Source organism: Kitasatospora sp. NPDC030952 (genome assembly GCF_055571335.1).
In genome coordinates, this window is sequence record NZ_JBVIFM010000007.1 from 149327 (window position 1) to 166687 (window position 17361).

Annotated in this window: 12 protein-coding genes; 3 read left to right on the plus strand and 9 right to left on the minus strand. The window is 71.9% G+C overall.

The window, feature by feature from the left end:
• Positions 1 to 21 precede the first annotated feature (21 nt).
• Positions 22 to 2145, plus strand: coding sequence for a PTS fructose transporter subunit IIABC (locus tag ACZ47G_RS15850; protein WP_465742913.1), 2124 nt, complete (start codon positions 22 to 24; stop codon positions 2143 to 2145).
• A gap of 166 nt (positions 2146 to 2311) precedes the next feature.
• Here ACZ47G_RS15850 and ACZ47G_RS15855 read toward each other — a convergent pair whose 3' ends face one another.
• From ACZ47G_RS15855 to ACZ47G_RS15865, 3 genes are all read right to left on the minus strand, one after another.
• Positions 2312 to 3091 carry a hypothetical protein gene (locus ACZ47G_RS15855; RefSeq protein ID WP_465742915.1) on the minus strand — a complete coding sequence of 260 codons (780 nt, stop codon included), beginning with the start codon at positions 3089 to 3091 and terminating at the stop codon, positions 2312 to 2314.
• Positions 3088 to 3618 carry a SigE family RNA polymerase sigma factor gene (locus ACZ47G_RS15860; protein WP_465742917.1) on the minus strand — a complete coding sequence of 177 codons (531 nt, stop codon included), beginning with the start codon at positions 3616 to 3618 and terminating at the stop codon, positions 3088 to 3090. Before ACZ47G_RS15860 ends, ACZ47G_RS15855 begins: the two co-directional genes overlap by 4 nt.
• Positions 3619 to 3778: 160 nt before the next feature.
• Complete coding sequence (locus ACZ47G_RS15865) at positions 3779 to 6430, minus strand: RICIN domain-containing protein (RefSeq protein ID WP_465742919.1); 2652 nt, start codon at positions 6428 to 6430, stop codon at positions 3779 to 3781.
• A 286-nt stretch (positions 6431 to 6716) separates the two neighbouring features.
• Here ACZ47G_RS15865 and ACZ47G_RS15870 point away from each other — a divergent pair, with 286 nt between their 5' ends.
• Positions 6717 to 7079 (plus strand): DUF1304 domain-containing protein, encoded by a 363-nt coding sequence (locus ACZ47G_RS15870; protein WP_465742921.1) that lies wholly within the window; start codon positions 6717 to 6719, stop codon positions 7077 to 7079.
• A 172-nt stretch (positions 7080 to 7251) separates the two neighbouring features.
• Here ACZ47G_RS15870 and mmsB read toward each other — a convergent pair whose 3' ends face one another.
• The 6 genes from mmsB to ACZ47G_RS15900 all read right to left on the minus strand — a co-directional run bounded on the left by mmsB (position 7252) and on the right by ACZ47G_RS15900 (position 15516).
• Positions 7252 to 8487 carry a multiple monosaccharide ABC transporter permease gene (mmsB, locus tag ACZ47G_RS15875; protein ID WP_465742923.1) on the minus strand — a complete coding sequence of 412 codons (1236 nt, stop codon included), beginning with the start codon at positions 8485 to 8487 and terminating at the stop codon, positions 7252 to 7254.
• 3 nt (positions 8488 to 8490) lie between these two features.
• Positions 8491 to 10056 (minus strand): multiple monosaccharide ABC transporter ATP-binding protein, encoded by a 1566-nt coding sequence (gene mmsA / locus ACZ47G_RS15880; protein ID WP_465742925.1) that lies wholly within the window; start codon positions 10054 to 10056, stop codon positions 8491 to 8493.
• Between the two features lie 118 nt (positions 10057 to 10174).
• Entirely contained in the window at positions 10175 to 11269 is a 1095-nt protein-coding gene (gene chvE / locus ACZ47G_RS15885; RefSeq protein ID WP_465742927.1) for a multiple monosaccharide ABC transporter substrate-binding protein, read from the minus strand.
• Positions 11270 to 11732: 463 nt separating this feature from the next.
• Entirely contained in the window at positions 11733 to 12776 is a 1044-nt protein-coding gene (locus ACZ47G_RS15890; RefSeq protein ID WP_465742929.1) for an ABC transporter permease, read from the minus strand.
• Positions 12773 to 14377 carry a sugar ABC transporter ATP-binding protein gene (locus ACZ47G_RS15895; protein WP_465742931.1) on the minus strand — a complete coding sequence of 535 codons (1605 nt, stop codon included), beginning with the start codon at positions 14375 to 14377 and terminating at the stop codon, positions 12773 to 12775. Before ACZ47G_RS15895 ends, ACZ47G_RS15890 begins: the two co-directional genes overlap by 4 nt.
• Positions 14374 to 15516, minus strand: a complete 1143-nt coding sequence (locus ACZ47G_RS15900; RefSeq protein ID WP_465742933.1) for a substrate-binding domain-containing protein — start codon at positions 15514 to 15516, stop codon at positions 14374 to 14376. The genes ACZ47G_RS15895 and ACZ47G_RS15900 overlap by 4 nt, the downstream gene beginning before the upstream one ends.
• A 346-nt stretch (positions 15517 to 15862) precedes the next feature.
• Here ACZ47G_RS15900 and ACZ47G_RS15905 point away from each other — a divergent pair, with 346 nt between their 5' ends.
• A complete protein-coding gene (locus ACZ47G_RS15905; protein WP_465742935.1) occupies positions 15863 to 17347 on the plus strand; it encodes an arabinofuranosidase catalytic domain-containing protein in 1485 nt (494 codons plus the stop codon).
• Positions 17348 to 17361 lie beyond the last annotated feature (14 nt).

Below are 17361 nucleotides of genomic sequence, written 5' to 3' on the forward strand. Positions count from 1 at the left end.
ACCAGTTGAAGGACCGACACGATGAGCGAAACCAGCGGACTGATCACCCCCGCACTCGTTGATCTCCACCTCGCCCCCGCGGACAAGGGCGAAGCCCTCCGCTCCCTCGCCCAGCGGCTGGTCGCCGAGGGCCGGGTGACCGACCTCGACGGCTTCCTCGCCGACGTCGCCGCCCGGGAGGCCCAGGCCCCGACCGGGATGGGGGACGGGATCGGCATCCCGCACTGCAGATCACCCCACGTCACCGAGCCGAGCCTGGCCTTCGGCCGCAGCACCAGGGGCGTGGACTTCGGCGCCCCGGACGGTCGGCCCGCCGACCTGATCTTCATGATCGCGGCACCGGCCGGTGCGGACGACACCCACCTGCAGATCCTCGCCGGGCTGGCCCAGCGGCTGATGGACCCGGCGTTCACCGGCGCCCTTCGCGATGCCGAGAGCCCGGTCTCGGTCGCGGCCCTGGTCAACGGGGAGGAGGTGCCGGCCAAGGTGCCGGCCACCGCCCCCGAGACGGCCACCGCTCCGGAGTCGGCCACCGCTCCCGAGTCGATCACCGCTCCCGAGTCGGTCACGGCTCCCGAGTCGGTCACTGCTCCGGACGCGGACGGCGCTTCGGAGGCGGACGGCGCTTCTGAGGCGGACGGCGCCGACGGCGGGCTGCGGCTGGTGGCGGTGACCTCCTGCCCGACCGGCATCGCCCACACCTACATGGCCGCCAAGGCCCTCGAACTGGCCGCCGCCCGGGCGGGGGTGCGGATCCAGGTCGAGACCCAGGGATCGGCGGGGACGACGGTGCTGTCCCCCGAGGTGATCGCGGCCGCCGACGCGGTGATCTTCGCCCATGACGTCGAGGTCCGGGACCGCGCCCGGTTCGCGGGCAAGCCGACCGTGGACGTGGGGGTGAAGGCCGGCGTGAACCACGCCGACGACCTGATCGCCCGCGCCGCCGGACTGGTCGCCGAATCCGCTCCGGGAGCACGTCCAGCCACCGCCACCGCCACCGGCCCCGTGGCCGCGGCGAGCGCGCCGACGGGCGAGCACTGGGCCCAGCGGTTGCGCAAGTACCTGATGACGGGCGTCAGTTACATGATCCCGTTCGTCGCGGCGGGCGGTCTGCTGATCGCCCTGGCCTTCGCCATCGGCGGGTACCAGATCGCCTCCGCGCCGTCCGTGCTGGGCCACTTCGACTGGACCTCCTCGCACAGCTGGGCGGCGATGCTGTTCCAGACCGGCAAGGCCTCCTTCGGCTTCCTGGTCCCGATCCTCTCCGGGTACATCGCCTGGGCGATCGCGGACCGGGCGGCACTGGCCGCCGGCGTCGCGGGCGGCGCCGTCTCGGTGGCGGTCGGGGCGGGCTTCCTCGGCGGCATCGTGTCCGGTCTGGCCGCGGGCTTCCTGGTGCTGTGGATGATCCGCTGGAACGTGCCGCGCGCGATCAGGGGCATCATGCCGGTGGTGGTGATCCCGCTGCTGTCGGTGGCCGTGGTCGGCTTCCTGATGTTCGTGGTGGTCGGCTCGCCGATCGCCTCGGCGATGAACGGCCTGACCGACTGGCTGAACGGCCTCTCCGGCTCCAACGCGATCCTGCTCGGCGTGCTGCTCGGCGCGATGATGGCCTTCGACATGGGAGGGCCGCTCAACAAGGTCGCCTACACCTTCGCGGCCGGTGCGCTCACCACGGCGGGCACCACCCCGGACGCCGGCAGCCTCAAGGTGATGGCCGCCGTGATGGCCGCGGGCATGACGCCGCCGCTGGGCATGGCCCTGGCGACCCTCCTCCGGCGGAAGCTGTTCACCCCCGAGGAGCGGGAGAACGGCAAGGCGGCCTGGGTGCTCGGCGCCTCCTTCATCACCGAGGGCGCCATCCCGTTCGCGGCGGCGGACCCGCTGCGGGTCATCCCGGCGAGCATCGTCGGCAGCATGACGGCGGGCGGACTGGTGATGGCCTTCGGCTCCACCCTGCGCGCGCCGCACGGCGGGATCTGGGTGCTCCCGCTGATCGGCAGCCCGTTCCTGTACCTGCTCGCGGTGGTGGCCGGCACGGTGGTCACCACGGCGGTGGTCGTCCTGCTCAAGGGGCTGCGCAAGGACGCCGCCGTGGCGGCTCCGGAAGCCCCCGCCGTCGAGGCCGGACTGGTCCGCGTCTGATCCGAGGACAGGCCGACGGATCGGCGGCCGGTGCCGGCTCACTCCTGGGTGAGCCGGCACCGGCCGCCGAGTTCGTCCGTCGTCCACCGGAGACGGCCCGGCCGGGCGGGGAGGGCCTCCGGCCGGCGCCGCACCTCCGGGCTGGGCGACCCCGCGCCGGGGATCCCTACCGGGTCGGCGTGAATCCTCCCGAGACGGACGCGCTGCCGCCCGCCGACTGGGCGTCGACGCGGTAGCCGTCGCCGCCGGTGGCCCGCACGCCGGTGGCGTGGTTGAACTGGCCGGCGAACTCGTGCTGTCCCGCCGGTACCGTGCGGCCCGGCTTGAGGACCCAGCGGTAGACCAGTACGCCGCCGGACTCCTGGACGGTGACGGTGAAGTCGTCGGCCGGCAGGGTCCGCCAGTTGCCGGTATCCCGTACGTCGCCGGTCTGGGCGACGCGCAGCTCCACGGTGAGCGCGGAGAGCGGCTGGGTGGTCTTGAGGAGGAGGTTGTCCTGGCCCCAGTAGACGGTGCTGTGCGGGTCGACCGATCCCTCCGACCACAGCGGCCCGTTCTGGGCCCGGCCGGTGGCCGACGGGGTCGGCCGGGGGCTGGTCGGGGTGGCGGTGGCCGGAGCGGGTGCCGGTGCCGGGACGGTGGTGGCCGGGGGCGCCGACGGGGTCGGCGTCGGCGTGACCGTGGGGGAAGGGGCGGCCGGAGCGGTGCTGGGCCCCGGTGCCGGATTCTGGACGATTCCCGCCACGGCGAGACCGCCGGTGGCCAGGATGCCGGCGGTGGCCAGCGCGGCCATCGCGGCCTTGGGCCAGGACCTCAGGCCCGAGCGCGTGCGGTGGCGGACGGCGGGACCGGCCGCGCCGCGCTGTACGCGCGCCAGCATCCTCGCCCGGTCGGGCTGGTGGGCCTCGGCGGCCTCGCGCAGCCGCTGGGTGATGTGCTCGTTCACCGGTTCCTCCTTCCTGTCGTCAGTTCGCCGACCGCTCGCGCGCCGAGTGCGCGTTCCAGCTCGGCCATCGCCTTCGAGGTCTGGCTCTTCACCGTACCGACCGATATGCCGAGTGCCGCCGCGGTGTCCTTCTCCGACAGGTCGAAGGCATGGCGCAGTACGACGCACGCCCGCTTGCGGAACGGCAGTCGGGCGAGCGCCGCGCGGACGTCGAGCACGGCCGCGACGTCGGGGCCCGAGGTCTTCTCCGGGGTGCGGGACCAGAACAGCAGGACGCGGCGCCGCTCGCGGATCGCGCTGCGGATCCTCGCCCGGGCCATGTTGGCGACCACTCCGCGGGCGTAGGCGAGCGGGTGGTCCGCCGCGCGGAGCCGGTCCCAGCGTTGCCACAGGGCGATCAGGGCGTCCGCGGCGAGGTCGTCGGCCGCGTCCGTCTCGCCGGTCAGGAGGTGGGCGAGACGGGCGAGTTCGGCGTGGTGGCGTTCGAAGAAGTCGTGGAACTCCGCGGACGCGTCGTCGAGGGGCATGTTCCCCGGTCGCCCTCTCCCTGCAATGTGAACGTTAACAATCGGCATGAGCCTAGCAGTGCCCTCCTCCGGGGCCGGCGGGTGGTCGCCCCGGTGGGCGGCCACCCTCGATCGCGGGGCGAGCGGCGCGGTCAATGCGGGGCGAACTGGTCCGGACGGGTCAGGACGGGTCGCCGTAGACCACGCCGCGGCCGTAGCCGCCGAGGTACACCCGGCCGTAGACGTCCGGGTCGCCGGAGACGATGTTGATGACGCTCCCGCCGAACTGGTGCTGGTCGTCGTTGATCCGGGCCCAGGTCGAGCCGCCGTCGGTGGAGCGGAACAGCCCGGTGACGCCCTTGACCCGCCCGCTCAGGTAGACGGCCTGGTAGCCGGCGCCGGGCGCCGCCTTGCCGAAGCCGACGCCGACCGCCTGCTCCACGCCGTCGAGCTTGCGGAAGCTCGCCCCGCCGTCGGTGGAGTGCCGGAGCCCGTCGCCCCCGCCGGCGAGCCACAGGTCCCCGGCGACGCCCGGGAGGGCCTTGAGCTGCCCGCCGCCCAGCCCGGTGGCCCGGGCGGCGAAGTGCCTCCCGCCGTCGGTGGAGGCGTACAGGGTGCCGCCGGCGAGGGCGTAGAAGGTGTTCGCCGCGGAACGGTCGGCCACCACCGCCGCGTCCTTGGGCAGGCCGGGGACCGCGGACCAGGACGCGCCGCGGTCGGCCGACAGGAACGGCACCTGACCCGCCGGGGTCCACACCACGGTGCCCCCGTCCGCCGAGACGGCCGCCGACCCGCCGCCCGCGTCGCCCACCGGCGCCGTCGCGAACGGCGCCCAGTTCGCTCCGCCGTCGGTCGAGTAGGCGCCGTGCTGCGCGCCGCCGAGGCCGACCCGCACCACGAACTCCGGCTTGCCCTGGGCGAAGTCGAGGCCGGTGGTGTTGGTGAACAGCGGCCCGCTCAGCGCCTTGGCGGGGACCTTGGTCAGGTCCTCGTGCCGGAACCCGCCGACGTCGCCGAGCGCGCTGATCAGCGGCTGGCCGGGCGGCTTGACCAGTCCCAGCGCCGCCGTCTCCTCCAGGCCCTTCGCCGGGACGCTCCAGTGCGTCGGGCGTCCGCTGTCCGCCGCCGTCACGTCACCGCTGCCCCACATGCCCGAGCCGGTGCCGTACAGCACGTGCCCGGAGTCGAACGGGTCGATCGCCAGCGTGCCCATCCAGTGCCCGATGCCGGTGCCCACGTACGGCGCCGCGGAGTCGTCCCGCTGCGAGCTCGCACCCAGTGCCTTCCAGGAGGCTCCGCCGTCGGTCGAGCGGTACAGCTCGTCCGAGGGCCACCAGCGGTCCAGCGTGGTGACCATCACCGTGGCCGGGTGCTGCGGATCCACCGCGAGCCCGGCGAAGCCGTAACCGCCGCTGGACGGCGAGACGTTCTTCCAGGCCCCGGTGGACGGCGTGTACTTCCACACCGAACCGGCCGTCACCCCGTTCGGTCCGGGCGCGTTGGTGTACGTCAGGTAGAGCGAGCCGTCACCGGACAGCACGCCGTGCTGCGGCAGCTGCCCGGTCGGCTGACCCGGCACGGCCTGCCAGGTGGCGCCGCCGTCGGTGGAGCGGTACAGCGACGTCGACTTGTCGGCCACCCCGACGTAGATCGTCCTGCTGCCGGACGGGCCGAAGGTCACGAAGGACAGGCCGACCCCGCTGCTCGCGCCGTCCTTGACGGGGAAGCCGCCGACCTGGCTCCAGGTCACGCCGTAGTCGGTGCTGCGCCACAGGCCGTTCTTGCGGGTGCCCAGGTAGAGCGTGCGGTTGTCGGAGGGATCCACCACCAGCCGCTCGCCCATCGACCGGCCGTCCTCGTTGCCGCCGAGCTTGAACGGCAGGTCGGTGCGCTGGAACGTCCGCCCCTGGTCGGTGGAGCGCAGGATCGCGCCGTTGCCCGCCCAGTCGTTGGTGTAGGTGCCGCTGGCCAGGTACAGCCGGTTGGGGTCGACCGGGTCGGTCGCCAGGCTCTCGATCCCGAGCAGGTTCCAGTCGGCGCCGCCGATCCAGTCGGTCAGCGAGCTCCACCGACCGGCGGCCGCGTCCCAGCGGTACGCGCCGCCGATGTCCGTCCGGGCGTACAGCAGGTCCCTGCGGGAGGGGTTGAAGACCAGTCCGGTGACGAACCCGCCGCCGACGATCTGCGCGTTGTGCCAGGTGTACCCACCGGTGCCGGACGCCTTCACCAGCCGCCACTGCTGGTTGGTGCTGCCGATGTCGCCGTACTGGATGAGCGGTACGCCCTCCTCCTTGCCACCGCCCCAGACGTCCAGCACCATGCCGCTGGCGCGGGAGACGAAGGTCACCGTGCCGTCGCCGACGTCCTGCATCCGCCACTGCTGGGCGGCGGAGGCGTGGTCGCTCTGCTGCTCGACGGCGGCGGCGGACTGCGATGAACCACCGTGCACCCCGAGGACCTTGTGGGTGCCGTGGTTCTCCAGTTCGTAGTAGCCGTCCCCCACCAGGCGCAGCCGCCACTGCTGGCTCACGGCGCCGGCCGCGCGGTCCATCTGCCGGGCCCGGGCGCCGTCGGACGTGTCCGCACCGGGGATGTCCAGCGCCTTGTCGCTGCGGACGGACACCAGCGTGTAGTAGGCGTCGGGGTCCACCGACGCGGCCTTCGAGTCGGCCTGCACGAAGAGCAGGTAGGGGCCGAGCACACCGGGCACGCCGAGGGCCAGGCCCAGCGTGGTCCAGCGCCGACGGTGACGCCCACGGGGACGCCGCGCACCACCGGCGGCCGGGCGTGCACGCCGGCCGCGGCCGTTCGCCGTGGGATCCGTCTCGTTCATGGGACTGCTCCTTGCTCTGGCCCCGCCCTCACGTACCCGCCTCGGTCAGGCGGTGCGCGACGGCGGTCGGCGGATCGGACGACCCGTGGGCACGTCGCCCTCGGTGTCATCCGTCAGTTGCCGCCGCCGGCGGAAGGGTTGCCGCGCGCTCGGAAGAATTTCGGCCGGGGTGAGCGGGGCCGGACTTGACGGTTGGACAAGGGCCTGAACAAAATGCCGGTTCACGCACCGCGGGCGCTCGGGTGCCGCTCGGTTCGGACCCCCGTCGACGCGTAACATGCCCGCCATGTCCACAGTTGCCGTGATTGCGGTTGTCGCGCTCGCCCTCCTGCACGTCTACATCCTGGTCCTGGAGATGTTCCTGTGGACCACCCCGCGGGCCCGGGCCGCCTTCGGCACGTCCCAGGAGTTCGCGGTCTCGACCAAGGCGATGGCCGCCAACCAGGGCCTGTACAACGGCTTCCTGGCGGCCGGCCTGTTCTGGGGCGCGTTCGCCGCCGACCCGGTCGGGTTCCAGGTGCGGGTCTTCTTCGCCTCCTGCGTCGCCGTCGCCGGTGTGTTCGGCGCCGTGACCTCCTCCCGGAAGATCCTCTTCGTGCAGACCGTGCCGGCCCTGGTCGTGCTCGTCCTGGTGCTGCTGGCCCACTGAACCCGGAACCGCCCGCCGAGGGGTGCCTCTCTCCCGAGAGGCACCCCTCCTGCTTCTCTCACGACCGGGTGTCAGTTCCGGAACCAGCCCGCACCGGGGACGGAAACGGGGCAGGACGGGCTCGGTGTCACCGCACCGTGCCCGTCCTGCCCCGTGTCCGCGCCCGTCCGGGTCAGGAACCGGCCCGGCGCTTGTTGTAGACGTCGAAGCCGACCGCCGCGAGCAGCACCAGGCCCTTGATCACCTGCTGGTAGTCGGTGCCGACACCGACCAGCGACATGCCGTTGTTCAGCACACCGAGCACCAGACCACCGATGATCGCGCCCATGACGGTGCCGACGCCGCCGCTGGCGGAGGCGCCGCCGATGAAGGCGGCGGCGATCGCCTCCAGCTCGAAGTTGATGCCCGCCTGCGGGGTGCCGGCGTTGAGCCGTGCGGCGAAGACCAGCCCGGCCAGTGCGGCGAGCACGCCCATGTTGGTGAAGGCGAGGAAGACGACCCGCTTGCTCTTCACCCCGGACAGCTTGGCCGCCGGCTCGTTGCCGCCGACGGCGTAGGTGTGCCGGCCGATGATCGAGTTGCGCATCAGGTAGCCGAAGCCGACCAGCAGGGCGCCGAGGATCAGCAGGACGATCGGCACGCCGTGGTAGCTGGCCAGCAGCAGCGTGAACACCAGCACGGCCGCCGTGATCACGGCGAGCTTGGCCAGGAACAGCCCGAGCGGGAGCACCTCGAGCCCGTACGAGGCGGTCTGCCGCCGGCCGCGCAGCTCCTGGAGGACGGCGACGACCAGCACCGCGAGTCCGAGCAGCAGGGTGAGGTTGTGGTAGTTGGTGTGCGGGCCGACCTCGGGGAGGAAGCCGCTGCTGATGCTCTGGAAGCCCTTGGGGAACGGTGCCACCGACTGGCCCTGCAGCAGGATCTGGGTGCCGCCGCGGAACAGCAGCATGCCCGCCAGGGTGACGATGAAGGAGGGGATCCCCAGGTAGGCGATCCAGAAGCCCTGCCAGGCGCCGGCGAGGGCGCCGATCACCAGCGCGACCAGCATCGCCACGGGCCACGCCACGTGGTGCTCGACCATCATCACCGCGGCGGCGGCCCCGACGAAGGCGGCCAGTGAGCCGACCGAGAGGTCGATGTGCCCGGCGATGATGACGATCATCATCCCGATCGCCAGGATGAGGATGTAACCGTTCTGCTGGATCAGGTTGGTGATGTTGAGCGGCTGGAGGAGGATGCCGTCCGTCCAGATCTGGAACAGCAGCACGATCAGCGCGAGGGCGACCAGCATGCCGTACTGGCGGACGTTGCCGCGCAGCGCGCGGGCCAGTGCGGAGCCCACGGACGGGCTCGGGGCGGGCTCGGGCCCCTGCTGGGAGGAGTCCGGGATGATCTCGGTCTGGGCCATGCCTCACACCTGCTCGTTGCTGGATGCGGCGCTCATGGTCATGAGCCGCATGAGGGATTCCTGGGTGGCGTCGGCGCGGGCGACCTCGCCGGTGATCCGGCCTTCGGCCATCGTGTAGATCCGGTCGCACAGACCCAGGAGTTCGGGGAGTTCGGAGGAGATGACGAGCACCGCCTTGCCCTGGGCGGCCAACTCGGCGATGACGGTGTAGATCTCCGCCTTGGCGCCGATGTCGATGCCCCGGGTGGGCTCGTCGAGGATCAGCACCTCCGGCTCGGCGAAGATCCACTTGCTGAGGACGACCTTCTGCTGGTTGCCGCCGCTGAGCGTGCCGGTCCGGGTGAACACCGTCGGGGCCTTGATGTTCATGGTGCGCCGGAACGACTCGGCGACCCTGCTCTCCTCGTGGCGGTCGACCCGGCCGTACCGGGCGACCTTGCCGAGCGCGCTCAGCGAGATGTTCCGGCTGATGTCGTCGATCAGGTTGAGACCGAAGTGCTTGCGGTCCTCGGTGACGTACGCGATGCCGTGCCCGATCGCCTCGGGCACCGTCCGGGTACGGATCTCCCGGCCGTGCAGCAGCACCCGTCCGCCGCTCCAACGTCCGTACGAGCGGCCGAAGACGCTCATCGCGAGCTCCGTGCGGCCGGCCCCCATCAGGCCGGCGACGCCGACGATCTCGCCGCGCCGCACGTTCAGCGAGGCGCCGTCCACCACGGTGCGCTGCTGGTCGATCGGGTGCCGGACGGTCCAGTCCTCGACCTCGAAGACGACCTCGCCGGTCTCCGCCCCGTCCTCCGCATAGGGCTGTCGCTCGGGGTAGCGGTGCTCCAGGTCCCGGCCGACCATGCCGCGGATGATCCGGTCCTCGGAGATGCCCTCCGGGCCGATCGCGATGGTCTCGATGGTCCGCCCGTCGCGCAGGATGGTGACGGCGTCGGCGACCCGGGCGATCTCGTTCAGCTTGTGCGAGATGATGATGCAGGAGATGCCCTGCGCCTTGAGTTCCAGGATCAGGTCGAGGAGCTTGCGGCTGTCCTCGTCGTTCAGCGCGGCGGTCGGCTCGTCCAGGATGAGCAGTTTGACCTTCTTGGCCAGCGCCTTGGCGATCTCGACCAGTTGCTGCTTGCCCACGCCGAGGTCGGCGACCCTGGTGTGCGGGCTCTCCTCGAGGCCGACCTGGCGGAGCAGGTCGGCGGCGTGGGTGAGCGTCCGGTGCCAGCTGATGATGCCCCGGGTGGCGTGCTCGTTTCCCAGGAAGATGTTCTCGGCGATGGACAGGTACGGCACCAGGGCGAGTTCCTGGTGGATGATGACGATGCCGCGCTGCTCACTGGCCCGGATGTCCTTGAACCGGCAGGGCTCGCCCTCGAAGAGGATCTCGCCTTCGTAACCGCCGTGCGGGTAGACCCCGCTGAGGACCTTCATCAGGGTGGACTTGCCGGCGCCGTTCTCACCGCAGATGGCGTGCACCTCGCCGGCGGCGACGCTCAGGTTGACTTCGGAGAGCGCCTTGACACCGGGGAACGACTTGCTGATCGACCGCATTTCGAGAACGGGTCCAGCCATGGTTGTGCGTCCGTATCGTTCGGGGCGGTGCGGTGGGGGACCCATCGGGCGCCCGGGGAGCCCGGGCGCCCCGCCGCACCGCCGGTTCGGCGGGGGCCCGTCGAGCGGGCCCCACGGGCTACTTGAGCTGGTCCGCGGTGTACTGGCCGCTGTCGACCAGGATCTTCTGGTAGTTGTCCTTGTCGACGCTGACCGGCTGGAGCAACTCGGCCGGAACGACCTTCGCGCCGTTGTTGTACTGGGTGGTGTCGTTGACCTCGGGCTTGCCGCCGGTCAGCAGCGCGTCGCCCATCTGCACGGCGACCTTGGCGAGTTGCCGGGTGTCCTTGTAGACGGTCTGGGTCTGCTCGCCCGCGATGATCGACTTCACCGAGGCCAGCTCGGCGTCCTGGCCCGTCACGATCGGCAGGGACTTGGCGGTGCCGTAGCCGACGCCCTTGAGCGAGGAGAGGATGCCGATCGAGATGCCGTCGTACGGCGAGAGCACGGCGTCGACATGGGCGCCGGTGTAGGCCTTGCTCAGCAGGTTGTCCATCCGGGACTGGGCGACACCGCCGTCCCAGCGCAGCGTGGCGACCTGGTTGAAGTCGGTCTGGCCGCTCTGCACGACCAGCTTCTTCTGGTCGATGTACGGCTTGAGCACGCTCATCGCGCCGTTGAAGAAGAAGGTCGCGTTGTTGTCGTCCGGCGAGCCCGCGAACAGCTCGACGTTGAACGGCCCCTTGCCGTCCTTGAGGCCGAGCTTGTCGGCGATGTACCCGCCCTGGAGGACGCCGACCTTGTAGTTGTCGAAGGTCGCGTAGTAGTCGACGTTCTGGGTGCCTCGGATCAGCCGGTCGTACGAGATGACCGGAATGTGCGCATCGGCTGCCTTCTGCAGCACGTTGGTGAGGGAGGAGCCGTCGATGGCCGCGATCACCAGCAGCTTGGCACCCTTGGTGATCATGTTCTCCACCTGGGAGACCTGGTTCTCCACCACGTTGTCGCCGTACTGCAGGTCGGTCTTGTAGCCCTTGGCCTGGAATTCCTTGACCATGTTGTTGCCGTCGTCGATCCAACGCGCCGACGACTTGGTCGGCATCGCGATGCCGACGAGTCCACCCTTGGCGTCGCCCTTGGCCGCCCCGTCGCCGACTCCGTTGGAGCTCTGGCCGCAGGCCGCCAACGAGAGCGTCAGGCCCACCGCGACGAGGCCCGCTGAAAGCTTCCGCACAGTTCCTCCATGATGATGTTCCGCGACCGGGACAGCACACCCTGACTGGGCGACTGGGAGCGGTCGAGCGGGGCCGGCCGGAGCAGTCCCTCGCGCTGTGGAACGTCGGGGTGGCGGTAGCTCTGGCCTGGCGTGACATGAAGTGTTAACGCTAACAAGTGCGGCGTCAAGGGCCTTGGGATCACCGTTGGATCGCGATGTTCCGTCGGCCGGTCGTCCGGGGTGCGCGGGCACCGGAGGACAGGTGCTCCGGGAGGGCCGTGGATGAGCATCCGGCGAACGACGGTTGAACATTGAGCCTGACAAGGCGAGGTGCCCGCCTCCGCCCAGCCGTCGCGTCCGGGGTCGTCGCTTCGGGCGCCTGCGCCGCGGGCTCGCGGGTACGGCAAGCGCCCCCGCCCGGAACGGGGCGGGGGCGCGGCCGGGGCGACCGAGGGCTCCGGTAGGCGGTCGACGGGCGGGCTCAGGACCGCCTGGCCAGCTGCCGGGCGCGCAGCCGGTCGGCCGTGATGGCCAGTCCGAGGACACAACCGAGCACGATGTCGGTGTAGTTGGAGTTGATCTGAAGGGTGGTCAGTCCGTTGTTGATCAGTTCCAGCAGGACGGCACCGGCGACGATCCCCAGGACGCGCCCCTGCCCTCCGGTCAGACTGACCCCGCCGATCACCGCGGCCGCGATCGCCGAGAGCTCCCAGCCGACGCCGACGCCGCTGGCGGAGCCGACCCCCATCCGGCCCAGCACGAGCATTCCGGCGAAGGCCGACACCAGCGAGGAGGTCACGTACATCGACACCACCCGCCGGTCGCCGCGGATGCCGGCCAGCCTGGCCGCCTCGGGATTGCCGCCGACCGCGTAGACCTGCCGCCCGGCGTAGGTGCGCTCCAGGAAGAACCACGCGGCCACCGCGACCAGCCCGAACAGCACGAGCGGCACCGGGACTTGGGCCAGGTAGCTCTGGCCGACGTCGCCGAAGAACGGGGAGATGCCGACGATCGAGGTGCCGGAGGTGATCGCCAGGGTCACGCCCTGCGCCACGGTGTAGGTGACCAGCGTGACGACGAACGGCGGCATCCGCAGCCGGGTGACGGCCAGTCCGTGGACCAGGCCGACCAGTCCGGCGACGGCCATGGTGGCCAGGACGGCCAGACCCGCCGGCAGGCCGGCCCGGACGTTGAACCAGGACATCAGGATCACGCTGGTGCCCAGCAGGGCGCCCACCGACAGGTCGATGCCGCCGGTCAGGATCACCAGCGACTCGCCGACCGCGATCAGCCCGTACTGGGCCAGGTCGGCGCCCATGCCCTGGAGGTTGACCGCGCTCGCGAAGGTGTCCCGGGCCAGCGCGAGCGCCGCGAACACGGTGACGCAGGCGAGGACGACGCCCACCTCGGGGGTGTCGAGCAGCACGCGCAGCCGGCTCCGCGCCGGTGCCGCGATGGACTCGCGGCCGGGACCGGTCTCGCGGCTGGGACCGGCCTCGCGGCCGGGAACGGGCTCGGTCGTCATGCGGGACCCTCCGTGCTCGCCGCCGGCACCGGCCGACTGGTGGCCGCTGTCATGATCCGTTCCTTGCCGAAGCGCTCCCGCGGCAGGTCGGCGACGATCCGCCCGTGGGCCATCACCAGGATCCGGTGGCAGATCCACAGCAGTTCCTCCAGTTCGGACGAGGCGACCAGGACGGCGAGCCCGTCCGCCGCGGCCCGGTCGATGAGCCGGTAGATCTCGGCCTTGGCGCCCACGTCGACGCCGCGGGTGGGTTCGTCGAGCAGCAGCACGTCGGGGTCGGCGTGCAGCCACCGCCCGAACACCACCTTCTGCTGGTTGCCGCCGGACAGGTCGCCGATCGGCTGCTCCTGGCTGTGCAGCCGCACGCCCAGGTCGTCGACGATCCGTTGGGAGCGTTCACGGTCGCCCCTGGGAGTGAGCACCCCGTGCCGGGAGTCGCGCCGCAGGGTGGCCAGGGTCGCGTTCCACCGCACCGGGTGCGCCGGCAGCAGGGACTGCTCCTTGCGGTCCTCCGGCACCAGGCCGATGCCCGCGGCGACCGCGTCGGCCGGGTGGCGCGGGCGGAAGCGGCGCCCGCCCAGTTCGACCTCGCCGCGGGTGCGGGGTTGCGCGCCCATCAGGGTGTGGAGGAGCCGGCTGCGGCCCGAGCCCATCAGGCCGGCCACGCCGACGATCTCACCGGCCCGCAGGTCCAGGTCGACCGGGCCGAGGCCGTCGGCGCTCAGCCCCCGGGCGGTCAGGACGGTGCGGGCCGTCGCCGGGACGGGGCGCACGGCGGTCTCGCGGTCGAGTTCGCCGCCGACCATCTCCCGGATCATCCGCGCCTCGGTGGCCTCGACCGGGCCGAGGTCCGCGACCAGCCGGCCGCCGCGCAGCACCACCACCCGGTCGGCGAGGTCCCGCACCTCGTCCAGCCGGTGGCCGATGAAGAGCACCGCGCCGCCCTCCGCGGCGTGCCGCCGGGCGAGGGCGAGGACCTTCCCGGCCTCGACCGGTCCGAGCGAGGAGGTCGGCTCGTCCAGGATCAGCACCAGCGGCCGGTTGCCCCAGGCCTTGGCGATCTCGATCATCTGCCGCAGCGGGACCGGCAGTCGCTCCACCGGCCGGTCCACGTCGACGCCCTCGACGCCGATGTCCGCCAGCAGTTCGCGCGCCTCGCGCCGGGTGCCGGCGCGGTCGAACAGGGCCCGGCGCAGCCTCCCCGCTCCGAGGGCGGCCCGGGTGCGCCGGCCGAGCAGCAGGTTCTCGGCCACGCTCATCCGGCCCACCAGCGGGAACTCCTGCGCCACCAGGCTGACGCCGAGCGCCTTCGCGTGGTCGGGCCGCCCCGGCTGGAGGAGGCGGTCGGCGACCAGGACCTCCCCGGCGCTGGGGGAGACGGTGCCGGACAGCACGCCCATCAGGGTCGACTTCCCGGCGCCGTTCTCCCCGACCACACAGGTGATCTGACCGCCGATCAGGTCGAGTTCCGGTATGTCCAGCACGGTGACCGGCCCGTAGCTCTTGCGCACCCCGCGCAGGGCCGCGGCGGGCCGGCCGCTCGCGGGGGCGCCTGCGCCGGACGTCCGGTGGTGCGGAGGCGTCCGGTGATGCCGAGTCATCCGGTGATGCCGAGCTGGGTCTGCTTGGCCCGGAAGTCGGCGAGGTTGTCCGGCGTCACGACGCCCACGCCGGAGCTCAGGGTGCTGCCGTCGGACTCCAGGAACGGCTTCACGATGGCCATGGTGGCGTCCTTGCCGAGCACCTTGAGCGCTGCCAGCAGGTAGGCGCCGGTGTAGCCCTGCTGGTACGGCGACTGGACGACGGTCGCCTGGATGACGCCCTGCTGGATGAACGTCAGGGTCTGGGCGTCGCTGTCGTCCGAGACCACCTTGACCTTTCCGGTCCTGCCCGCGGCCTGCACCGCCTGCGCGGCGGAGGGGCCGTCGTAGGAGTAGACGCCGTACAGGCCGGTCACGCCCGGGTCGGTCTGGATGGCGGTCTGCGCGTTGGACAGGGCCTTGGCCGCGTCCATGTTGTCGGCGAGCTTGTTGGACACCGTGACGCCGGTGCCCTTGAGCGCGTCCTCGAAGCCCTGGATGCGTTCGACGGCGTTGGGGGCGGTCAGCGACCCGACCAGCACCACGACCTTGCCCCGGCCGCCCAGCGCGGCCTTCATCGCCTCGCCCGCCCGCTTGCCGGCCTGGTAGTTGGGCGTGCCGAGGTAGAGCGCGGCGCCGTCCTCGGCGGGCAGGGGCGAGTCGATCGCCAGGACCGGGATGCCGGCCGAACCGGCGGACTGGATCGGCGACTTGACGGCCGTCGGATCGATCGCGGAGAGCGAGAAGGCGGAGATGGACTGACCGCGCAGGGTCTGGAGGATGGACAGCTGCTGGTCCAGCCGGCCGTTGGCCGGGGCCTGGAAGGTGCCCTTGACCCCGAGGTCGGCAAGGCCCTTCGTGAAGCCGGCCTTCCCGGCGTTCCAGTAGTCCACGGCGACGTTGACCACCATGGCCAGGTCCAGCTGGGAGAGGTCCTTGCCCTGGAGCGCCGTCTTGAGCGCGGCGTCGAGGCGGGTCAGGTTGTCGTCGTTGAAGGCGATGTCGCCCTGGATCGCGGGCGCGGCGGCCGAGGATCCGCCGCCGGAGGTGCCGGGGTCGCCGGCGCCCTGCTTGCTGCAGCCGACGGCCAGGGCCAGCACGACGATCGCGGTGGACGCGACGCGGGCGGCTCGGGGGCGCCGGCGGAAGAGTGCGTGCATGTGGTGCTTTCCTCTCGATCACTGCCGGTGAGTGGGGGAGCAGGTGAAGGATGCGGCGGACCGGCACCTGCGCTCAGGTGCGCCGGTGTGGAGTGTGAGCGCTCACATCGCTCAGCGTCAACCACTGTGCAGTGGAAGGAAAATGACGGCCAGCCGGTCGCCCGGTCCCGAACGGCGCTTTCCTTCGGGTGATGTGTCGAAAGTCTTGACGGGACACGGTTGGGGCGGGCACTGTCACCGGTCCAGGAACCTCCACCTCCCGCCCCGGGCCGAAGTCCGTCGCCCAGGGCCGGATTGTTAGCGCTCACATTCCCCAGCCGCGCTCAACGATGAGCAGGGAGACACCATGAGTGACAACGACGGGACGACCCGGGGACGCGGCGCGCTGCGCCGCCTCGCCCGGGCCGGGGCGGCACTGGCCGTCCTCGTCGGCGCCCTGGCCGGCGCCACCGCGACCAGCGGCGTGGCCCAGGCGGCCACCCAGCGACCGTGCGACCTCTACGCCGCCGGCGGCACACCCTGCGTGGCCGCGCACAGCACCACCCGCGCCCTCTACGGCGGGTACGGCGGCCCGCTCTACCAGGTCCGGCGTGCGTCGGACCAGGCGCTGCGGAACATCGGCGCCCTGACCGCCGGAGGCTACGCCGACGCCGCCGCACAGGACGCCTTCTGCGCCGGCACCACCTGCGTGATCACCGAGATCTACGACCAGAGCGGGCGGGGCAACCACCTCACCCAGGCGCCCGGGGGCGGAGCCGCGGGCGGCCCCGACAACCTGGCGGACGCGACCCTGGCACCCACCACGCTGAACGGCCACCGGGCCTACGGCGTCTACGTCGCGCCGGGCACCGGCTACCGCAACAACCACACCTCGGGCGTCGCCACCGGCGACCAGCCCGAGGGCATGTACGCCATCCTCGACGGCACCCACTACAACGGCGGCTGCTGCTTCGACTACGGCAACGCCGAGACGAGCAGCAACGACACCGGCAACGGCCACATGGAGGCGATCTACTTCGGCAACATCAAGGTCTGGGGCTACGGCAGCGGCCCCGGCCCCTGGGTGATGGCCGACCTGGAGAACGGCCTCTTCTCCGGGGCCAACACGGGCTACAACGCCAACGACCCGACGGTGAACCACCGCTACCTGACGGCCATGGTCAAGGGCGCGCCGAACCAGTGGGCGATCCGCGCCGGCGACGCGCAGTCCGGCGGGCTGTCGACGTTCTACTCCGGGCCGCGCCCGAACGCCTCGGGCTACGACCCGATGCACAAGGAGGGCGCGATCATCCTCGGCATCGGCGGGGACAACAGCAAGGGCTCGGCGGGCACCTTCTACGAGGGCGTGATGACCTCCGGCTACCCGTCGGAGGCCACCGAGAACGCCGTCCAGGCCGACATCGTCGCGGCCGGCTACGCCACCTCCCCGGCGACCGCCACGGGAGCACTGCGGGGCGCCGGTTCGGGCAAGTGCCTGGACGTCCCCAACGCCTCCACCACGCCCGGGGTACAGGCACAGATCTACGGCTGCTCCGGAGCGGCGAACCAGACCTGGACCCACACCGCCGACGGACGGCTCACGGCGGACATCTCCGGCACCACGCTGTGCCTGGACGCGTACGGCGGCGGGACGGCCGACGGCACCAAGGTGGTGACCTGGCCCTGCAACGGCGGCGCCAACCAGCAGTGGCAGGTCAACTCCGACGGCAGCGTCACCGGTGCGCAGTCCGGCCGCTGCCTGGACGTCGCCGGGGCGGCCGTCGTGGACACCACGCCCGTCCAGCTGTGGACCTGTTGGGGCGGCGGGAACCAGAGGTGGACCCTGGGATAGCGCTCCGGCCGGGC

Coding starts and splice junctions, on each gene's coding strand:
- ACZ47G_RS15895 (WP_465742931.1), bottom strand. CDS start 14,377: ATGACTCGGCATCACCGGACGCCTCCGCACCACCGGACGTCCGGCGCA.
- mmsB (WP_465742923.1), bottom strand. CDS start 8,487: ATGGCCCAGACCGAGATCATCCCGGACTCCTCCCAGCAGGGGCCCGAG.
- ACZ47G_RS15900 (WP_465742933.1), bottom strand. CDS start 15,516: ATGCACGCACTCTTCCGCCGGCGCCCCCGAGCCGCCCGCGTCGCGTCC.
- ACZ47G_RS15890 (WP_465742929.1), bottom strand. CDS start 12,776: ATGACGACCGAGCCCGTTCCCGGCCGCGAGGCCGGTCCCAGCCGCGAG.
- mmsA (WP_465742925.1), bottom strand. CDS start 10,056: ATGGCTGGACCCGTTCTCGAAATGCGGTCGATCAGCAAGTCGTTCCCC.
- ACZ47G_RS15860 (WP_465742917.1), bottom strand. CDS start 3,618: ATGCCCCTCGACGACGCGTCCGCGGAGTTCCACGACTTCTTCGAACGC.
- ACZ47G_RS15905 (WP_465742935.1), top strand. CDS start 15,863: ATGAGTGACAACGACGGGACGACCCGGGGACGCGGCGCGCTGCGCCGC.
- ACZ47G_RS15870 (WP_465742921.1), top strand. CDS start 6,717: ATGTCCACAGTTGCCGTGATTGCGGTTGTCGCGCTCGCCCTCCTGCAC.
- ACZ47G_RS15850 (WP_465742913.1), top strand. CDS start 22: ATGAGCGAAACCAGCGGACTGATCACCCCCGCACTCGTTGATCTCCAC.
- ACZ47G_RS15865 (WP_465742919.1), bottom strand. CDS start 6,430: ATGAACGAGACGGATCCCACGGCGAACGGCCGCGGCCGGCGTGCACGC.